Below are 18,384 nucleotides of genomic sequence, written 5' to 3'. Positions count from 1 at the left end.
GTTTTAAGATATTTCCTATGAAATAACAGATAAAAGGTGTATTTCCAAATAAAAAAGCCAACCTCAATCGGTTGGCTTTTTTATTAAATCCAGATGATTGTAGTAAAAGCAAGAATCGTAACAAAGCCAACAAATACTCCTGAAAAAAGGAATAAAGAAGGTGCTTCATGACCTTTATGACTCATATGCATAAAATAATACAACTGGAAAATGACTTGAATTGCAGCTAGTAATAAGATAAATGGAATGATGAACCATTTAGACATATCAGCAGCTACTGTCATAAAGGCAATCAGTGTTAAAAAAATCATAATCGCAAAGGAAATTACCTGCATTCTCATATCTTCTGCATTTTTCTTTCGACGATATTCATAGTCAACACTTGGGTTACCTGAGTTTGATTGTAAATTCGCCATCAGTTTATCCCACCAATCCCATTAAATATACTACTGTAAAGATAAATACCCATACAACATCGATAAAGTGCCAGTATAGAGAAGCTAGATAGAATTTGGGTGCATTATAAAGATTCAATCCACGCTTAGCATTACGCACCATTAACGTAATGATCCATAACAAACCGAAAACAACGTGCCCACCATGAAAGCCCACTAGCGTGTAGAAAGCCGAACCAAATGCACTACTAGTAAAGGTATGATGGTACTCGTGTACATAATGATAAAACTCGTAAATTTCTAAGCATAAGAAACCAAATCCTAGAAGAACCGTCACCAACAACCATGCTTGCATCCCTTTGAAGTTATAATTCTTCATGTGATACATAGCGTATACGCTCGTTAGGGAACTGGTCAAAAGAAGCATCGTTGCGACAAAAACTAGTGGTAAATCAAATAGCTCTGCAGCAAGATGTTGATCACTTCCAGGAACAATTTTATCCTTTAATGCAAGGTAAGTTGCAAATAATGAGGCGAATAATACTGTTTCTCCTCCAAGAAAGAACCAAAATCCCAAAAATTTATTTTTAGCTTCAAGGGTTTGCTTCTCAGGCGATGCAGGCCAAGTCCTTGGCGTGAATTTTTCATCTACATGCATTATGCCTTACCTCCCTTGTCATTAGTATCATCTAACAAATCTTCTTTATGAATATGATAGCCATGATCATCTTTAATAGAGCGAACAAACATTGCTCCAAGAGTAATGAGCATGCCGATAATAAGAACCGGAATCGCCCAAACTTTATCATCCACTTGATACATTGCACCAAATGCAGCGACGAATAAGCCAAAAGAAATGACAAACGGTAAAAACGAGTTATTTGGCATATGAATATCACCAATTGGTTCTGCAGGTGTTAATTCCGTTTTTCCATCCATTTTTTCAATCCACCAAGCGTCAAGACCACGAATTAATGGGAGTTGCTTGAAGTTATAAAATGGTGGTGGCGATGGGATCGCCCATTCAATTGTACGACCATCTCCCCATGGATCATTGCCAACTTTTTCATTCTTAACAGAAGTCATGATAACGTTGACTAACAAGATAATGACGGCAACGCCCATAAACCCTGCACCAATTGAACTAATTAAATTTCCAAAATCCAATCCTTGTCCAGGTAAAAATTTCCAAATACGACGCGGCATTCCCATTAAACCTAAGAAATGTTGGATGAAGAATGTGAAATGGAAACCAATAAAGAACAACCAGAAAGAAATCTTCCCAAGAAGTTCGTTTAACATAGTTCCAAACATTTTCGGCCAGTAAAAATGGGCGCCTCCTAGTAAAGCAAATACTACTCCCCCAACGATTACATAGTGGAAATGCGCAACAACGAAATACGTATCATGATATTGATAATCAGCTGCTGCAACAGATAGCATGATTCCTGTAACTCCACCAGCTACGAATGACGGTATAAAGGCCACTGCATAAAGCATAGGTGTTGTGAAAGAAATACTTCCTCCCCACATTGTCAATAGCCAGTTAAAGATTTTAATCCCTGTAGGTACGGCAATCGCCATAGTCGCCACCGCGAAAATTGCATTTGCGATTGGACCAAGCCCCACTGTAAACATATGATGAGCCCATACCATGAAACCTAAGAAACCAATCAAAACTGTAGCAAAAACCATGGAAGAATAACCAAATAGGCGTTTTTTAGAAAACACTGGGATGATTTCTGAAAATATCCCGAAAGCAGGTAATACAAGGATGTATACTTCAGGGTGACCAAATATCCAGAAGAAATGCTCCCAAATAATCGTGTTCCCTCCTGCGTTCACAACAAAGAAATTCGACCCAAACATCCGGTCAAAGATTAAAAGAAATAATCCGACTGTTAGCGGCGGAAATGCAAATAAAATTAACGCAGATGTGACAAAAGTTGTCCAAGAAAACAACGGCATACGCATATACGTCATCCCAGGTGCACGCATATTAATAATTGTTACGAGGAAGTTGATTCCCCCTATCAAAGTACCTGCCCCAGATATTTGTAATCCTAAAACATAAAAATCGATTCCATGACCTGGAGAAGCAAGCGAAAGTGATGCATAAGATGTCCAACCCGCATCAGGAGCCCCGCCCAGGAACCAAGACATATTTAAAAACACTCCTCCGAAGAAGAACAGCCAAAAACCTAGTGCATTTAAGAATGGAAATGCAACGTCACGTGCCCCAATTTGCAAAGGAGTAACGGCATTCATAAACGCAAATACAAGAGGCATGGCGGCTAAGAAAATCATCGTTGTTCCATGCATTGTTAAGATTTCATTGTAAAGATTCGCACTTATAAAATCACTGTTAGGAACAGCAAGCTGGATGCGAATAATAAGAGCTTCGATACCACCTACGACGAAGAAGAATCCACCTGCAATTAGATACAAAATCGCAATTTTCTTATGGTCAACCGTCGTCAGGAATTCCCAAATGGTACCAAGGAAGCCTTTTTTCTGTGCATAGCTACTCACAATTTTACCTCCCTTTTCACTACCTTGATTAATCTAAAACTTTTAAGCCCATTAAATATTCTGAAAGAGCTTCTAATTCTTGATCATTTAATGTTTTTTCAAATCCAGGCATCTTGTTTCCTGGTTTTAGTGTTTGTGGATTTTTAATCCAGTCTTTTAGCGTTTCTTTATCATGATCTAACCAACCTGCAATTTGAGTACGTTCTCCAAAGTTCGCTAAGTTTGGTCCAACAGCTCCAGCACCCGCAGTAGATGAGGTAGCATGACATCCTAAGCAATTATTTTGGAAGATTTCTTGTCCTTGTTGTGCAACTTTTGAAGTTGGTACGGTTTCTTCCGAATTTTGCATCGCTGTCGTCCACTCATTAAACTCTGTGCGATCCAGTGCTTTCACTTTAAAGTCCATGATGGCATGTGATGGTCCACAAAGCTCAGTACATTTTCCGTAGAAAAGGTTTCCAGCTTCATTCGCTTTTGCATCATCAAATTCTAGATAGAACGTGTTGACACCGTCCACATTTGCATCAATTTTTCCACCTGCAGCCGGAATCCAGAAGGAGTGCTTTACATCCGATGCTTCAATGTTGAAATAGACTTTTTCATCTGTTGGAACGATTAAATCTTGCGCTGTCACTATTCCTAAATCTGGGTATTCAAATTCCCACCAATAAAGATTAGCACGCACATTTACTACTAGTGCTTCTTTATTACCTTCTTCATCAACAGCGTCAATGCCTGAAGTATCAGCAAGTTTAAATGTTGCTGCAACTGTTGGAACTGCAAGAATAAGTAGTAGAATGATTGGAATAATCGTCCACACTAACTCTAAAGTGTGACTTCCCTCTACTTGCTTAGGAATTTTGTTTTCGTCCCCTTTTTTACGACGGAAACGGATAATTGCAATTGCATAGATGATAGTAACAACTACAATAACGCCAACCATAATGAGTGTGCTCAAAACCATTAAATCATATTGTGTTTGAGCAACTTCACCAGCGGGCTGTAATGTGGATAGAAATGGTTCACCACAGCCTGATAAAAGTAGCGATAATGTCGTTAACATTGCCATTAAACGCCATTTTGGTAGCCTTGCTTTCATAGCTTAATCAAACCCCTCTTTCGTAATGTGTTCTGTTTGGTTAACAAGGACTGAAAGAATGTATATGGATTTCTTGGTAGAAAGAATTCCCTTATTTAAATAACGGTTACGATGACCATGGAAACAAAAACAATTGTTAAATAATTTAATGAATAAACAAAATTGATTCTTGCCCACTTAATGTCATCATTCATTTTGTACCCCATTAAGGCAATTATTAGCCATCCAATATTTAAAACGGTGGTTAATGTGACAAAAACAACACCGAGATCTAATAGAAAAAATGGTAACGGTAGCAGAGCGAGTACCCATAACACGATATGTCTCTTCGTTACTGCAAACCCTTTAATGACTGGAAGCATTGGTATTTTGGCTTTTCTATACTCCTCACAACGCTTCATCGCAATCGCGTAAAAATGAGGTGGTTGCCAAATAAACATGATTAAAAACAACACCCAAGCCATAATATCTAAATTTCCATCTACAGCCGCCCAACCAATTAATGGAGGAACTGCTCCAGACACACTGCCAACTATTGTATTACTCACATACTGTCTTTTTGTCCACATAGTATATAAAACAACATAGCTGAAAACACCAATTAATCCTATGATACCTGCCATAATTGTTGTCATAAACAAAAGAACTGATCCAATAATAATCAAAGCGAATCCAAGGGTCAAAACCTTCCCAGCACTAACTTTCCCAGTTACAGTTGGTCTTTCCTTTGTTCTTTCCATTAAGTGATCAATATCTCGGTCATAATAGTTATTAATACTACATGAACCCGCTACGATGAAGGAAGAACCTATCAATGTAAGAAACATGATATCTAGTGACTCTAAGAAGTGAGCTCCTGAAAAATGGAGAGCTAACCATAGTCCTGTAAAAGTGGTTATCAAATTGGAGTTAACAATTCCTATTTTGATGAGTGCTAAAAAATCCTGCCAAGCACTTGAATGAGGTATATCTGTTTCCTGTATGGAAGTTGTCACAAAACGGCTGTTTGACATTTTCTCCCCCCTCTCCTTTAGGCATTCTACCTATACTATAATGGATTATAGCATTCTTTTCTAGGAAGAACGCTAAATTCCAAAAAGTACACTTAATAAATAGTGCACAATCCACCATTGTGAACTTATTAAACCATATATAAAGATTTATTTGTGAAGAGATGATGAAATAATTATGGCGAAACTGTGTCTTCGATATATTATAGAGGGTTTTATATAAATTACAATCCTCATTTTAACATACGTTCTATTAAAACGCTTACAAAAAATAGGAGTGCTGAACGATTTCTAGTTTTATCATCTCTTTTGAGTAGTTGCCTTGGCAATGTTTTTTTGACAACTGTCACATTTTATTGGTTGTGTTTCTTATGTAGATTAGGTATCATCTTAAAAGCGACATTTTATTTTTCTAGCAAACTATTTTTCAAACTCAATTATAAGTAGGTGACTCTATTTGAATAAACGTATCAAATGGCTTTCTGTCATTACAACTGTTGGTATGCTATTCGTGCTTCTTGGGGGTGCTTTGGTAACCAAAACGGATTCTGGAATGGGGTGTGGAAAATCATGGCCGTTATGTCATGGACAGATTATACCAGAAGAGATCCCAATTGAAACCATCATCGAGTTAGCTCATCGTGTAGTATCCGGCGGCGTAGGACTTCTAGTGTTAGCACTATCTGTCTTTTCTTGGCGTTCGATTGGATATAAAAGAGAAACGAAATTTCTTTCTATTCTCTCATTTTCATTCCTTTTGCTTCAAGGATTAATTGGTGCAGCTGCGGTTATGTGGGGGCAAAATGACTTTGTGCTTGCTCTTCACTTTGGTATTTCACTAATTTCATTTGCTGCGGTACTATTATTAACCCTTCTTATTTTTGAAGTGGATCAAAAATTCGATGCTCACAAATTAGTGATCGATAAAAAAATGAAATTTCATATTTTTGCTCTCACTATATACACGTATTTAGTAGTGTATACAGGCGCTCTAGTTAGACACACTAAGTCTAGTCTCGTTTGTCCCGATGTCCCATTATGTGATAATACCTCGCCTTCATTTCCATCTAATATGTATGAGTGGGTACAGATGGGGCATAGAACAGCAGCAAGTCTGATTTTTCTTTGGATTTTATATATCATGATTGTCGCAATCAAACAATATAAAAACCAAAAAGTAATTTATTGGGGTTGGATCATCGCATTTATTCTAGTGTCACTCCAAGCTATAGCTGGTGTGCTCGTTGTATTAACGAAACTATTACTCCCAATTGCTCTTGCGCACGCATTATTTATTTCATTGTTATTTGGGCTACTGTGTTACTTTATTTTACTGGCATCACGAAGTAAAAGCTCATAATTTTTTCAAACACGAGGAATAAATTCCACGTGTTTTTTTAATAGTAAGGAGGTACGACTTGTTCATTAAGCAATTGTCTTACTAGACACTATCGGCTCGAAGTCACAGTTATGCCTTATCATGAAAAAAAGCATAAGAAAAAAGGGGCTCTTCGCTATTTAGTGTTGACAAGACAATTTTCTAGGGTTCAATTGATGCTACCATTTTAGCTTAATGTCAGGATTCTACATATTGATTAAAACAAGCGAAAAACCAAACCGGACAAGGGAATGAGTTCAATTGCTCGCTCAGCATTCACCACCTGTTACAAGAATAATTGATTGAGTTCTGAAACCTACATAGTTGTTTGAACTAAATACTAAATAGCGAAGAAGCAAAAAAGGACCCTTATTAATATAATAAGGGTCCTTTTTTCTTATGCTTTTTCAATTTCAATCAGAAGGTCTCCTGGTGAAATTGCATCTCCACTTTTCACAAACACGTCACGAACCTTCCCTCTGAAAGGAGCTTGAACTGTTGTTTCCATTTTCATGGCTTCAGTAATAACTAAATGTTCTCCTTTGTCTACCTCATCTCCTTTTTCCACAATCACTTTAATGACTGTTCCCGGCATGGTGGCTCCAATATGATTTTCATTTTTTGGATTTGCTTTTAATTTTGAAACAGCTGTTGTTTTTACACTTTCATCTTTTATGATGATCTCTCGGGACTGCCCATTTAGTTCAAAATAAACCACTCTAGTACCATCTGCAAGTGGTTGTCCAATTGAAACTAACTTGACAATCAACGTCTTACCCGTTTCAATTTCTATTTCTATTTCTTCACCTAACTTCATTCCGTACAAAAAGGTTGGTGTATCCAAGACCGACACATCTCCGAATTGGTCAACTGTTTGACAGTAGTCCATAAATACCTTTGGGTACAATGAATAGGCTAAGGCATCAAAACTTGTTACTTGGCGTTGAAGATCATGGAAGAGCTTCTCTTTAATAGCTGAAAAATCAACATCTTCCAGCAGCTCTCCTGGACGAACCGTTATTGGTTCCTTTCCTTTTAGGATGACTTTTTGTAATTCCTCTGGAAAACCTTCATATGGTTGTCCTAAGTATCCTTCAAACAGTTCAACAACAGAGTCCGGGAAATTGATTTTTTCACCTTTCTCAAGCACATCATTCTCACTTAAATCATTTTGAACCATAAAAAGTGCCATGTCTCCTACTACTTTTGAGGAAGGAGTTACTTTCACAATATCTCCAAACAAGTGGTTGACACGAGCATACATCCCCTTTACCTCTTCCCAACGATCACCCAGTCCAACAGCTTTTGCCTGCTGTTGGAGGTTACTATATTGACCACCAGGCATTTCATGCTCATACACTTCCGTATGAGGAGACATCATACCACTTTCAAAATCTTTATAATATTTCCGAACATCCTCCCAATAGTAAGAAAGACTTTCGAGTGACTGAATATCTACCTGAGGTGCCCTATTAGAACCTTTCAGTCCATAATAAAGAGTGTTTGTACTAGGTTGAGAAGTCAATCCTGCCATCGTACTAAGCGCTGTATCTACGACATCTACGCCTGCTTCAATCGCTTTTGAGTACATATAAATTCCATTTCCGCTCGTATCATGCGTGTGTAAGTGAATAGGTAATGTGACGGTTTCTTTCAATTCAGTTACCAATCGATATGCTGCCTCTGGCTTTAATAATCCCGCCATATCTTTAATAGCTAACATATGTGCGCCTTGATTTTCTAACTCTTTTGCTAAATGCTTATAATATTGAATATCGTATTTTGACCGGGTAGGATCGAGTATATCTCCTGTGTAACAAATCGCTGCTTCTGCAACCTTTCCTGATTGACGAACTGCATCGATCGCTACTTCCATCCCTTTAACCCAGTTTAGACTATCAAACACTCGGAATACATCAATTCCTGCAAGAGAGGATTTTTCCACAAATTCACGAATGACGTTATCAGGATAATTTTTATACCCAACAGCATTAGAAGCACGAAGGAGCATCTGAAAAAGAACATTTGGTACTTGTTCGCGAAGGGTTAACAACCGCATCCATGGGTCTTCTTTTAAAAAACGATAAGCAACATCAAAGGTCGCTCCCCCCCACATTTCCATTGAGAAGAGATTCGGCAATAAATGAGAAGTTTCATTCGCAATATGAGTTAAATCACTAGTTCGTACTCGAGTAGCCAATAACGATTGATGAGCATCCCGAAACGTCGTATCCGTTAATAGCACGGATTCTTGATTTCTAACCCAGTTCATTAATCCATCAGGACCTTGTTCATCCAGGATTTGCTTCGTACCTTTCGTGATTGTTTTACCTGCAGGAATAGTAGGTATTCTTGGTTTAGTAAATACCGGTTTTTTTTGTTTTTCAATTCCTGGGAACCCATTAACTGTTACATTTGCAATATAATTTAGCATCTTCGTTCCGCGGTCTTTACGTTTAGCAAAGATAAATAATTCAGGTGTGTCATCTATAAAGGATGTATCGTAATTTCCCGTTCGAAAATTCTCATGTTTCACGACATTTTCTAAAAATGGAATATTAGTTTTTATTCCCCGTATTCTAAACTCTTGTAAATTACGTACCATTTTTGATGATGCTTGTTCAAAGGTTAGGGCCCACGTCGACACTTTTACAAGAAGGGAATCATAGAAAGGTGTTATCACCGCTCCTTGAAATCCATTTCCTGCGTCAAGCCGAACACCAAACCCTCCTCCTGATCGATATACCATAATTTTTCCAGAATCTGGCATGAAATTGTTGAGTGGATCTTCTGTAGTCACACGTGACTGAATTGCAAAGCCATGTGTCGATATGTCCTTTTGATGGGGGATACCTACTTCCTTTCCGTGTAAAGAGTATCCTTGTGCAACTAAAATCTGCGTTTGGACAATATCGACTCCAGTAATCATTTCAGTTATCGTATGCTCTACTTGAACCCGTGGATTGACTTCAATAAAATAAAATTCATTGTTTGATACTAAAAACTCAACGGTTCCTGCATTTAAATAATCTACATTCTTCATGAGTTTAACAGCAGCTTCACAAATTCGTTCACGTAATTCGACAGGAAGACTTACACTAGGAGCAACCTCCACGACCTTTTGATGGCGGCGCTGAACGGAACAATCTCGCTCATATAGATGGATAAGGTTTTGTTCCATATCTCCAATGATTTGAACTTCGATGTGCTTAGGGTTTTGTATGAACTTTTCAACGTAAACTTCATCACTTCCAAATGCCGCTTTAGCTTCTGATTTGGCTCGATCATATGATTCACGTACTTGCTCCAGACTCTCAACAATTCTCATCCCTCGGCCACCACCGCCAAGATTTGCTTTAATGATAATTGGATATCCGTGTTCTTTTCCAAATGAAACGACATCCTCTAAACCTTTAATCGGTCCTCCTGTTCCTGGAATAATAGGAATTTCTGCCAACTCCGCTTGTTTACGGGCTTTCACCTTATCTCCGAACATATCCAAATGCTGACTCGTAGGGCCAATAAAAGTGATTCCCTCTTCTTCACATCTTCTTGCAAATAGGATGTTCTCAGATAGAAATCCGTAACCAGGATGAATCGCATCAACTTCTGCCTTTTTGGCGATTCTGATAATACCCTCGATGTCTAAATATGCATCAATTGGTTTTTTCCCTTCTCCGATTAGATACGCTTCATCGGCTTTATATCGATGAAAAGAACCTGAATCTTCTTTTGAATAAATGGCGACCGTTCGTAAATTCAATTCGGTACACGCCCGAAAGACACGAATAGCGATTTCACCTCTGTTAGCAACTAATACTTTTTTGAATGTACTCATTTAATCCTCTCCCCTGTGTAAGTTCTTGAAGAAAATACAATTCTTCCAATTTAGATTTTTAAGAATTACGCGTAAATCGTTCAAGACTTGGTTGCGGTACCGTTTTCTCTTGAGATTTGACTGGTTTATATTTTTCTTCATACTTGATAAACATCGACACATTTACTAATAGACCCATTGATAATGAGAGAAGGAGCAAGGACGAGCCTCCGTAACTAATAAAAGGGAGCGGAACACCGGTAATGGGAATCAGCCCAGAGACCCCCCCTAGGTTTATGAAGGTTTGAATCCCAATCATTGAGCTAATACCAACGGCCAGCATAGTTGCGAACGGGTCTTTACTCCTAAACCCTATGTATATACCTTTCAACACTATATACCCAATCCCTAGTAAAACGAATGCTACTCCAAACAATCCGAGTTCTTCTGAGATAATTGCCATAATAAAATCTGTATGTGGCTCAGGTAGATAACCAAGCTTTTGAACACTTTTTCCTAAACCTACTCCTTCGACCCCACCATTTCCAATCGCAAAATAGGAATTAATCAATTGATAGCCGTTATCTTCTGGGTCTAAAAAGGGATCTACAAACGCACTTATTCTTCCTAATCGTTCTTCTGTAACGATACTATCTTTTTTCAATAGAATAATAGGTGAAAATGCCACAGCGAAAAGAATTGCTAACACAATCAGTTTAATCAAAGATTTCCCATTTACACCTGACACTAAAATAACAGAACACCCTATAGAAAATATAATTGCCGCTGTACCAAAGTCAGGCTGTACAAAGACGAGCGTACAAATAAAAATGAGAATCCCAATCGGTGGTGCTACTCCTTTATTAAACTCATTAATATAGTTCTGTTTTTTAGCATAAACAACAGATAGATAAATAATAATAGAAAGTTTCGCAAATTCTGAAGGCTGTAGCTTAAAAGAACCTATCAAAATCCAACTCTGTGCATTATTAGTGTTGTCGCCGACAAAATGTACGGCCACTAATGATAAGACGGTTAACAATAGGACCGGTATCAGGACTTTGTTAAACTTAAATGCTTTGTAAGGGAAAATAGCGGCTACGATAAAAGCCAAAAACCCTACAATGACAAACAGCAACTGTCTTTGGTAAAAAAAGCTGCTAGGAAGTTCATATTTCGTGACAGCAGTGACCATACTTGCACTGTAAACCATTACCACACCAAAAATACAAAGAAGGGCATAAACGATCACAAGTGAGTAGTCATAGGATCTCATTATTTTTTTAAACATTCAGATTTCATTCCCTTTTCTAAATATTATAATTCTATAATTTTCGCTGATATCCTGCTTTCTTTTTTAATTCCTTCTCCTTTTGTACAAAAAAACTCAAACAACCACATTGCACTGTTTGAGTTTTTTATTAAATAGGATTATTTTTTTGTTGAAGCTTCATGCAAAATAGACAATTCACGTTCTAGTGAACCCATCAATTCTTTTCCATCTGTATCATCCACTAAGCCAAGGCGAACGGCAAACTCAATTTCGCGAGATAGCCCAAACATTTGCGTATCTAACACTTCCTCATAAAGAGGACATTGAGGCATCGTTAAGTTGTCCATCTGGACCTTGATTAGCTGTAAAATTTTATCTGCATCGAGCTTTAATAATTCGTAGGCTTTCTCTCGATGATTTATTGTCATTTCAGACGCCACAGTGATCCCCCCTTGTTTCCGAGCAAATAGCCAATCATATCAAAATTTTATCCTGAAACGAATAAAATTGCAAGAGCTAGACAGGGTAAAATCTACAGTTATTCTTAAAGTCTCTTTTCGTATACATTGTGGCTTTTTCATCTGATTGTAGATGGAATACCCTTTGTACTGCTGATTTCCATAAAAAACAGACGTATCCAGCTTCAGTGGCTTGCGGCTCGGGGTCAAATGAATAACTCTCCAGCGATTCAGGCATCACCTCCGAGTTCTTCATTTGCCTGACGCCGCAGGACAGCCACTTCCGCTTTTCTCAATCCAGCTTCAGTGGCTTGCGGCTCGGGGTCAAATGAATAACCCTCCAGCGATTCAGGCATCACCTCCGAGTTCTTCATTTGCCTGACGCCGCAGGACAGCCACTTCCGCTTTTCTCGATCCAGCTTCAGTGGCTAGGGACTCGGGGTCAAATGCAACAATCTTTTCGAAAACAGCTTTCTTAAAAGATGCTCCATTGATAACGCTGACTCATTAGTCGTAACATTTCTAATCCCGCAACACTGTTTCCTTTTTCGTCTAGTGCTGGACCAAAAATTCCAATCCCACATTGTTGTGGAACCGCACCCATGATTCCTCCTGAAACACCGCTTTTTGCCGGAACCCCTACTTTAATAGCAAATTCACCAGAAGCATTGTACATACCGCATGTCACCATAAAGGTCTTGCATATCCTAGCAATACTAGTTGGTATTTTCACCTCTCCCGTAACAGGGTCTTTTCCATCATTAGCAAATACAGCCCCTATAGTTGCTAATTCCAAACAATTGAGTTCAATTGCACATTGTTTTGTATAAAGGTAAAGGAGGTCCTCAATATTCCCTCTAATTACGCCATATTGTTTCATAAAATATCCTAAAGAACGGTTCAAGAAAGCCGTTTCGAATTCAGATTTTGCCACTTTTTCATTGTACGTTACTCCTTCACTTCCGATTAAGCACTGAACAAATTGGATCAACCGTTCCCATCTTTCTTCGTGGTCTTTTCCGTTGATCATGTTTGTAACGGCTAATGCTCCTGCATTAATCATCGGATTTAGTGGTTTAGAAGGTTTATTCGCCTCTAGCTTTACTATGGAATTAAAGGGATCACCTGTCGGCTCCATTCCCACTTTTTGAAACACCTCTGCCGGGCCATTGTCCATCAATACAAATGCTAAGGTAATCACTTTCGAAATACTTTGTAAAGTAAATTTTTTTAAATACTCTCCTGCAAAAAAGGTCGTACCGTCTAGATAACATATCGATACCGCTAGATCATAAGCATTACTTTCCATTAAAGCTGGAATATAATCAGCTACCTTTCCTCTTTCCGCAAAAGGTTTAGCCTTTTCCACCAGTCTTTTTAGTTCTTCATTTGTTTGACAATCCATTATTTACCACCTTTCTCCATTCAGAACTATTCATACTCTCCTTTCTTTTACCCTATTATGATAAAGAGATACTTCCCTTTTCTCTTCCCTAAAAACGCGCTATAATTCTATAGATAACACATACATTGATTTCTGCCTATGTTATGCTTGTTCTGTCAATAAGTAACCGCTTAAAAGCCCACCCCCGTCTCATGAGTGACATCAAGAAAGGAAGAGATTTGATTTGGAAATGATCATTCGTTTTACTGGAAAAGTGGATTATCCGATCACACTTGATCCGACTGTGTGGATCTTTGATGATCGAAAAAAAGAGCTCGAAGATTTCTTTGAAAAGAGTCTAGAGGAAAAAGATGAGCTAGAAGAATATACGAAAGCCATTTCAAAGCATTGGTCACGAGAAATTCAGGAAGGGGCGACCTATCCCCCGACCTTAAAATCAGAAAAAAAATACGAAAAACAACGATTATTATCCTCAACTTTCGGAATACCATTAAAGCCCTTTATTCAAAATGCGTCTCCACAAGAAGGTGCTCAAACATTTATTATCGAAACCGATAACGACTCGGTTAGTTTTCCGCTCCAAACTGCTATGGACTTTATTCTTTGTTTTTCGAATAAAGGAAAACCTCTAACAGAGGATGGTCCTGTACATGTTTATTTTAAAGACGGAACTAACCAAGAAAAACCGATAAAAAATGTAAAATCCTTCATTATAGCCTAACCAAAAAACCGGCTCATGCACAATGAGACGGTTTTTTCATATAAATATGAAGGGTGGTTTGCCATCATAATAAATCGGCTGCTAACTGTGCTAAACCTGAACGTTCACCCTTAAGTAACTTAATGTGACCTGCAATTTGCTGCTCTTTAAACTTCTCAATCACATAAGTTAAACCGTTATTGTATTCATCCAGGTAAGGATGATCTATTTGCGCTGGATCTCCCATTAACACGATCTTACTTCGTTCACCTACTCGCGTTAAGATGGTTTTCACTTCATGCTTCGTTAAATTTTGAGCTTCATCGATTATGATGAACTGCTCCGGAATACTTCTCCCTCGAATATAGGTGAGGGCTTCAACTTCAATTGAGCCCATTCCTGCCAAAATATTATCCAGTTCTCCTGGTTTTTTCGTGTTGAATAAATATTCTAAATTGTCAAAAATCGGTTGCATCCAAGGGCGTAACTTTTCTTGCTTTTCTCCTGGAAGAAATCCAATATCTTTTCCCACTGGAACAATTGGCCGAGCAACAAGGAGTTTTTTGTATGCCTGAAAGTCTTCCGTTTGCAAAAGACCTGCAGCTAGCGCCAGAAGCGTCTTCCCTGTGCCTGCCTTACCCGCTAGAGTCACGAGCGGTATATCTGTTCGCAGCAACAATTCAAGGGCCATCGTCTGCTGTACGTTCCTCGGTTTAATCCCCCAAATAGGATCATGATCATAGACGAGTTTTTTCAGTGTTTTTCCACTAGGATCAACAATCCCGATAGCTGAGGAAGAACTACCTAGTGAATCTTTCAATAGTAAAAATTGCTGTGAATAAAAGGGAATTTCACTGATCTTACTGATTAAGAGCTCCCCTTTTTCATAAAATTTATCTAAATATTCTCTTTGTACATAAATTTCTTTAAATCCAAAGTAACTGTCGCTATCTTCAATAACACGATCATTTAAAAAATCTTCCGCCTGTAACCCAAGCGCATCTGCCTTTACACGAACTAAAGTATCTTTACTCACAAGAATGACGGATTTCCCGTTCGGTTTATCTCCTTCTTCATTCGATAAGTTTTTCGCCACTGCTAAGATGCGATTATCGTTCGTTTTTTCAACAAATATATCTTCCAATTCTTGAAAAGAGCGGTGATTTAATTCTATTCTAATCGTTCCACCATTATGAAGTGGTATTTTTTCATGAAGTTTTCCTTGCTTTCGAAAACCGTCAATTAACTTGGATACATGTCTTGCGTTTCTACCGATTTCGTCCATATACCTTTTTTTGGAATCCACTTCTTCAAGTACTACAGCTGGAATAACGACTTCATTTGTTTGGAAGGAAAAGATCGCATAAGGATCTTGTAACAAGACATTGGTATCTAATACATAAATTTTACTCAAATCGATGCCCCCTGCTCCTCATTTCTATTACTAGTGTATGTAGCCCCTTTCTAACAGGTTATTTTTTTCGTAGCTTTTGGACGACTTGTTAAAATATATGAAACAACGAATAAAGATAGAAGATAATTACACACTAATCATATAGATTAAAGTTTCTATTAGGAGGAAAAAGATGAAAGTTTGTTTATATTTGATAACAGCGCTAATCTTATTAACAGCGTGTTCAACCAGCCAAAGCAAAGAAAACCAAGTAAAGGATAACAAACAGCCAATATCCGTCAATGATAGCAATATTAAGGTGGAAGACCGTGAACAAAGTAGAAAGGTGTCAAAACACTTAGAAGAATTAGCCGTTTCTATTCCAAACGTGAAGAGTGCTACTGCTGTGGCTCTAGGAGGATATGCCATTGTTGGGATTGATGTTGATAAAGATTTAGAACGGTCAGATGTCGGGAGTCTTAAATATTCAGTGGCTGAAAGCTTAAAAAACGATCCTTATGGTGCTGAAGCGATAGTTGTTGCAGATCCAGATATCACTGCACGACTTAAAGAACTCGGGCAAGATATTCAAGAAGGTCATCCACTCCAAGGAGTTATGAATGAATTAGCCGACATAGCCGGTAGATTAATGCCCGAGATTCCGAAATTACTTCAAACACCAGACCCTGAAAAAGCACCAGAAGAACAAGATAAAAAATTGAATAATCAAAAAGAAAATGAATTAGATAAGGAACAAGAAGATCAATCAAATGACCACTTGAAACAAAACTAATTTTCATAGTACTCCAGATGATGTTCTTAGATTCAGGATACAAAAGAAGCCTGAAATAAGCTCTATGCTTTTTTCAAGGCTTCCATTACTTGTCGATCCAGCCTTGCAGCTGCATCTTTATCGTAGGTTTTATCATATTTTGGAGCTTGCACAATTTTCGATCCATAAAACATTACGTCTCTAACCTCTGTTATCTTCAATTTCAATAAGCTAAGTTTCAAAGGTACATCTTGCAGTTGTTCTACTTCAACAACTTTTCCTGAAATGGAGTAGGTTGATTCATTTGCTAACAAACACACTGTAACAGCTGCGTTTTCCATCACATTTTCAACCAACCTCGATCTTTGATCAACTGCCATTAATAATGTCCCTTCATCTTTCGCATAGACCCATGAAATCGCATGAAAAACAGGTGCACATGTCTCTCTATCCATTGAGGAGATCGTGATAAACGTTTCATTTTGAAGCACATCATATAGGGCAGGTATTAATTTTGGTTCACTACGATTAGCCATTTTTCTCCCCCTCTCATTGTAATCCTCTAACTCTTTAGTTCTCATTTAATCTGACAAGTTCCAAGAAGCATATGCCACTCATTTAGCAGGATGCTTCATCCAAAAAAGAATTTTTCAGGAAAGGAATTTAGTCTAAGAAGATAAGTCTACAAGCTCTTCACCAACAAATAGAATCATTGTAATTTAATTACAAGAGAAAATGTAAAAGAAAACATGCTTTCTTGGGTTTTTTCTAGGTGTTACATAAACTTTTATTACGAATACAACCTAGTTAAAAGAAAAAATCTTATAGCTTAAGTATACTATACTATGTGCTGAGAGTGAAATATAGACTCATGCAGAAGATCTTGCTTTTCGTATTTTCGTAAAACATGCTATACTTATTTATGTTTAATGATCTTAAAGGATGGAGGTTTTACCATGAGAGTCAAATGTGTTCTTTGCGATCAGATCAATCAAATCGAAGATGATACCTTAGCAGCTAAACGATTAAGAAACCGTCCAATACATACATATATGTGTTCTCCCTGCAGTGAACGTATCAGTGAGAGAACGGAAGAGAGAAGGAAAACAGGAAATTTTCGTCTTCATGCAACGCCTAAGGAAGCAAAAGAATTTTAATGATATTATTCGGACTTATTCTTGGTATTTTTCCCGGTACACCTTTAGTGTTCTTTTGAAAGGGATGGAGTCTCTTAAGAGTAAGAAAGTGTATACACTTTTACTTACCTTTGATTTCATTCCCATCATTGAACACATCTAATGGCCATGAAAGTATCGAGTTTTTCTTTCATTCAGTTCTTCCGAGTGGAATTACCTTTCTATCTCTAAAAGCTGATTTTCCCCATATCATCATTGCGCCATTGGTTACATTACCTACGATAGGAATTCATTCCCCATTAGTATATCTAGCCAACAAGCCTGTGCCTCCCCTTTTAGACCTAGTTGTCATCTTATTTTGGTTGACAGGACACTAATTTTTTTCTTTTTTCTTGAGTAGCTTATACATCAACTTCCGAAAGAGATTTACTTATCACCGTGAACCTAAGGCTCTTTAACTAAAATGTGTTTTGCAAAGAATGTCATTTTGAACGAAATAAATGCCCATATAGAATATTTACTGCAATAGCACCATTGTAAACGAAAACAACTTCACATAGGGTCTGTAATGAATCGAAAATATGAAAAGCGCACACATTTTGTGCTAGATACAAATCCCTCCAAATACTACTAATTTCTTACCTCACAAAAAAACTCACCGAAAAATCGGCGAGTTTTTTTGTATTATTTAGCTTCTGATTGCAGTTTTTTTTCGTTATGCAAACGAATTTTATAAATTATCAAAATGATCGCAGCTACAACAAGCCCTTCTGCAATTGGCAAGAAAATACCTAAAAAAGTAAGGACAGTACACCCTAAAATAAGAAAGAGGTAGATAACGACCGCTTTAAGTACCGGTAACCTCTTGGCAAATCCTAGTTTGAAAACAAGAATGGATAGAGCCACAATCGTCAAGTACAGTAGCCACATACCTATTTCTGTATTTTCATTTACTTGGTACAGGGAAGCAAAAAATGATAATCTATCTTCTACCATTATTCATCCCCTCCTTTATT

18 protein-coding genes are annotated in these 18,384 nt (G+C 37.7%); 4 read left to right on the top strand and 14 right to left on the bottom strand.

Annotated elements, in window-relative coordinates:
- Positions 1-83 precede the first annotated feature (83 nt).
- The 5 genes from ctaF to cyoE form a co-directional block, all read right to left on the bottom strand.
- Positions 84-416, bottom strand: coding sequence for a cytochrome c oxidase subunit IVB (ctaF, locus tag U8D43_RS07085; protein ID WP_335870478.1), 333 nt, complete (start codon positions 414-416; stop codon positions 84-86).
- Positions 417-420: 4 nt separating this feature from the next.
- On the bottom strand, positions 421-1,053 hold the full coding sequence (locus tag U8D43_RS07080) for a cytochrome (ubi)quinol oxidase subunit III (RefSeq protein ID WP_335870477.1): 633 nt from the start codon (positions 1,051-1,053) through the stop codon (positions 421-423).
- Positions 1,053-2,927, bottom strand: a complete 1,875-nt coding sequence (gene ctaD, locus U8D43_RS07075) for a cytochrome c oxidase subunit I (protein WP_335870476.1) — start codon at positions 2,925-2,927, stop codon at positions 1,053-1,055. Before ctaD ends, U8D43_RS07080 begins: the two co-directional genes overlap by 1 nt.
- A 28-nt stretch (positions 2,928-2,955) precedes the next feature.
- Positions 2,956-4,026, bottom strand: coding sequence for a cytochrome c oxidase subunit II (gene coxB, locus U8D43_RS07070; RefSeq protein WP_335870475.1), 1,071 nt, complete (start codon positions 4,024-4,026; stop codon positions 2,956-2,958).
- 95 nt (positions 4,027-4,121) lie between these two features.
- Positions 4,122-5,039 (bottom strand): heme o synthase, encoded by a 918-nt coding sequence (gene cyoE, locus U8D43_RS07065; RefSeq protein WP_335870474.1) that lies wholly within the window; start codon positions 5,037-5,039, stop codon positions 4,122-4,124.
- Positions 5,040-5,493: 454 nt separating this feature from the next.
- Between cyoE and U8D43_RS07060 the strand changes: the two genes are divergently transcribed.
- Positions 5,494-6,396, top strand: a complete 903-nt coding sequence (locus tag U8D43_RS07060) for a COX15/CtaA family protein (RefSeq protein WP_335870473.1) — start codon at positions 5,494-5,496, stop codon at positions 6,394-6,396.
- Positions 6,397-6,811: 415 nt separating this feature from the next.
- On the opposite strand, the gene pyc is transcribed toward U8D43_RS07060, so the two are convergent.
- From pyc to glsA, 6 genes are all read right to left on the bottom strand, one after another.
- Complete coding sequence (gene pyc / locus U8D43_RS07055) at positions 6,812-10,252, bottom strand: pyruvate carboxylase (RefSeq protein ID WP_335870472.1); 3,441 nt, start codon at positions 10,250-10,252, stop codon at positions 6,812-6,814.
- 58 nt (positions 10,253-10,310) lie between these two features.
- Positions 10,311-11,522, bottom strand: coding sequence for a putative lipid II flippase FtsW (gene ftsW / locus U8D43_RS07050; protein WP_335870471.1), 1,212 nt, complete (start codon positions 11,520-11,522; stop codon positions 10,311-10,313).
- A gap of 140 nt (positions 11,523-11,662) precedes the next feature.
- Entirely contained in the window at positions 11,663-11,944 is a 282-nt protein-coding gene (locus U8D43_RS07045; RefSeq protein WP_335870470.1) for an Fpa/YlaN family protein, read from the bottom strand.
- Positions 11,945-12,020: 76 nt separating this feature from the next.
- Positions 12,021-12,218 (bottom strand): hypothetical protein, encoded by a 198-nt coding sequence (locus U8D43_RS07040; RefSeq protein ID WP_335870469.1) that lies wholly within the window; start codon positions 12,216-12,218, stop codon positions 12,021-12,023.
- Complete coding sequence (locus U8D43_RS07035; RefSeq protein ID WP_335870468.1) at positions 12,193-12,336, bottom strand: hypothetical protein; 144 nt, start codon at positions 12,334-12,336, stop codon at positions 12,193-12,195. The genes U8D43_RS07040 and U8D43_RS07035 overlap by 26 nt, the downstream gene beginning before the upstream one ends.
- Before the next feature lie 101 nt (positions 12,337-12,437).
- Entirely contained in the window at positions 12,438-13,367 is a 930-nt protein-coding gene (glsA, locus tag U8D43_RS07030; protein ID WP_335870467.1) for a glutaminase A, read from the bottom strand.
- Positions 13,368-13,590: 223 nt separating this feature from the next.
- Here glsA and U8D43_RS07025 point away from each other — a divergent pair, with 223 nt between their 5' ends.
- The gene (locus U8D43_RS07025; protein ID WP_442893574.1) at positions 13,591-14,088 is read left to right on the top strand and encodes a peptidyl-prolyl cis-trans isomerase; all 498 of its coding nucleotides are present in this window, start codon (positions 13,591-13,593) and stop codon (positions 14,086-14,088) included.
- Between the two features lie 64 nt (positions 14,089-14,152).
- Here the strand turns inward: U8D43_RS07025 and U8D43_RS07020 are convergent, their stop codons facing one another.
- Positions 14,153-15,481 (bottom strand): PhoH family protein, encoded by a 1,329-nt coding sequence (locus tag U8D43_RS07020; protein WP_335870466.1) that lies wholly within the window; start codon positions 15,479-15,481, stop codon positions 14,153-14,155.
- Positions 15,482-15,653: 172 nt separating this feature from the next.
- On the opposite strand from U8D43_RS07020, the gene U8D43_RS07015 reads away from it, so the two are divergent.
- Positions 15,654-16,253: a YhcN/YlaJ family sporulation lipoprotein gene (locus U8D43_RS07015; RefSeq protein ID WP_335870465.1), complete on the top strand. Its 600-nt coding sequence runs from the start codon at positions 15,654-15,656 to the stop codon at positions 16,251-16,253.
- 62 nt (positions 16,254-16,315) lie between these two features.
- Here the strand turns inward: U8D43_RS07015 and U8D43_RS07010 are convergent, their stop codons facing one another.
- Positions 16,316-16,768 (bottom strand): PNPOx family protein, encoded by a 453-nt coding sequence (locus U8D43_RS07010; RefSeq protein WP_335870464.1) that lies wholly within the window; start codon positions 16,766-16,768, stop codon positions 16,316-16,318.
- A 420-nt stretch (positions 16,769-17,188) separates the two neighbouring features.
- On the opposite strand from U8D43_RS07010, the gene U8D43_RS07005 reads away from it, so the two are divergent.
- Positions 17,189-17,389: a YlaI family protein gene (locus tag U8D43_RS07005; RefSeq protein WP_335870463.1), complete on the top strand. Its 201-nt coding sequence runs from the start codon at positions 17,189-17,191 to the stop codon at positions 17,387-17,389.
- Positions 17,390-18,052: 663 nt separating this feature from the next.
- Here the strand turns inward: U8D43_RS07005 and U8D43_RS07000 are convergent.
- Positions 18,053-18,364 carry a YlaH-like family protein gene (locus tag U8D43_RS07000; protein WP_335870462.1) on the bottom strand — a complete coding sequence of 104 codons (312 nt, stop codon included), beginning with the start codon at positions 18,362-18,364 and terminating at the stop codon, positions 18,053-18,055.
- Positions 18,365-18,384 lie beyond the last annotated feature (20 nt).

The sequence above is a fragment of the Bacillus sp. 2205SS5-2 genome (assembly GCF_037024155.1).
Classification (GTDB): domain Bacteria; phylum Bacillota; class Bacilli; order Bacillales; family Bacillaceae_K; genus Bacillus_CI.
The sequence above is the reverse complement of the archived record's forward strand: the minus strand, read 5'-3'. Positions and strand labels throughout refer to the sequence as shown.

Excerpts from the sequence above, each read along its gene's own strand:
- ctaF (WP_335870478.1), bottom strand. The coding sequence starts at position 416 with ATGGCGAATTTACAATCAAACTCAGGTAACCCAAGTGTTGACTATGAA.
- U8D43_RS07040 (WP_335870469.1), bottom strand. The coding sequence starts at position 12,218 with ATGAAGAACTCGGAGGTGATGCCTGAATCGCTGGAGAGTTATTCATTT.
- glsA (WP_335870467.1), bottom strand. The coding sequence starts at position 13,367 with ATGGATTGTCAAACAAATGAAGAACTAAAAAGACTGGTGGAAAAGGCT.
- U8D43_RS07035 (WP_335870468.1), bottom strand. The coding sequence starts at position 12,336 with ATGAAGAACTCGGAGGTGATGCCTGAATCGCTGGAGGGTTATTCATTT.
- U8D43_RS07080 (WP_335870477.1), bottom strand. The coding sequence starts at position 1,053 with ATGCATGTAGATGAAAAATTCACGCCAAGGACTTGGCCTGCATCGCCT.
- cyoE (WP_335870474.1), bottom strand. The coding sequence starts at position 5,039 with ATGTCAAACAGCCGTTTTGTGACAACTTCCATACAGGAAACAGATATA.
- pyc (WP_335870472.1), bottom strand. The coding sequence starts at position 10,252 with ATGAGTACATTCAAAAAAGTATTAGTTGCTAACAGAGGTGAAATCGCT.
- U8D43_RS07010 (WP_335870464.1), bottom strand. The coding sequence starts at position 16,768 with ATGGCTAATCGTAGTGAACCAAAATTAATACCTGCCCTATATGATGTG.
- ftsW (WP_335870471.1), bottom strand. The coding sequence starts at position 11,522 with ATGTTTAAAAAAATAATGAGATCCTATGACTACTCACTTGTGATCGTT.
- U8D43_RS07015 (WP_335870465.1), top strand. The coding sequence starts at position 15,654 with ATGAAAGTTTGTTTATATTTGATAACAGCGCTAATCTTATTAACAGCG.
- U8D43_RS07000 (WP_335870462.1), bottom strand. The coding sequence starts at position 18,364 with ATGGTAGAAGATAGATTATCATTTTTTGCTTCCCTGTACCAAGTAAAT.
- coxB (WP_335870475.1), bottom strand. The coding sequence starts at position 4,026 with ATGAAAGCAAGGCTACCAAAATGGCGTTTAATGGCAATGTTAACGACA.
- U8D43_RS07005 (WP_335870463.1), top strand. The coding sequence starts at position 17,189 with ATGAGAGTCAAATGTGTTCTTTGCGATCAGATCAATCAAATCGAAGAT.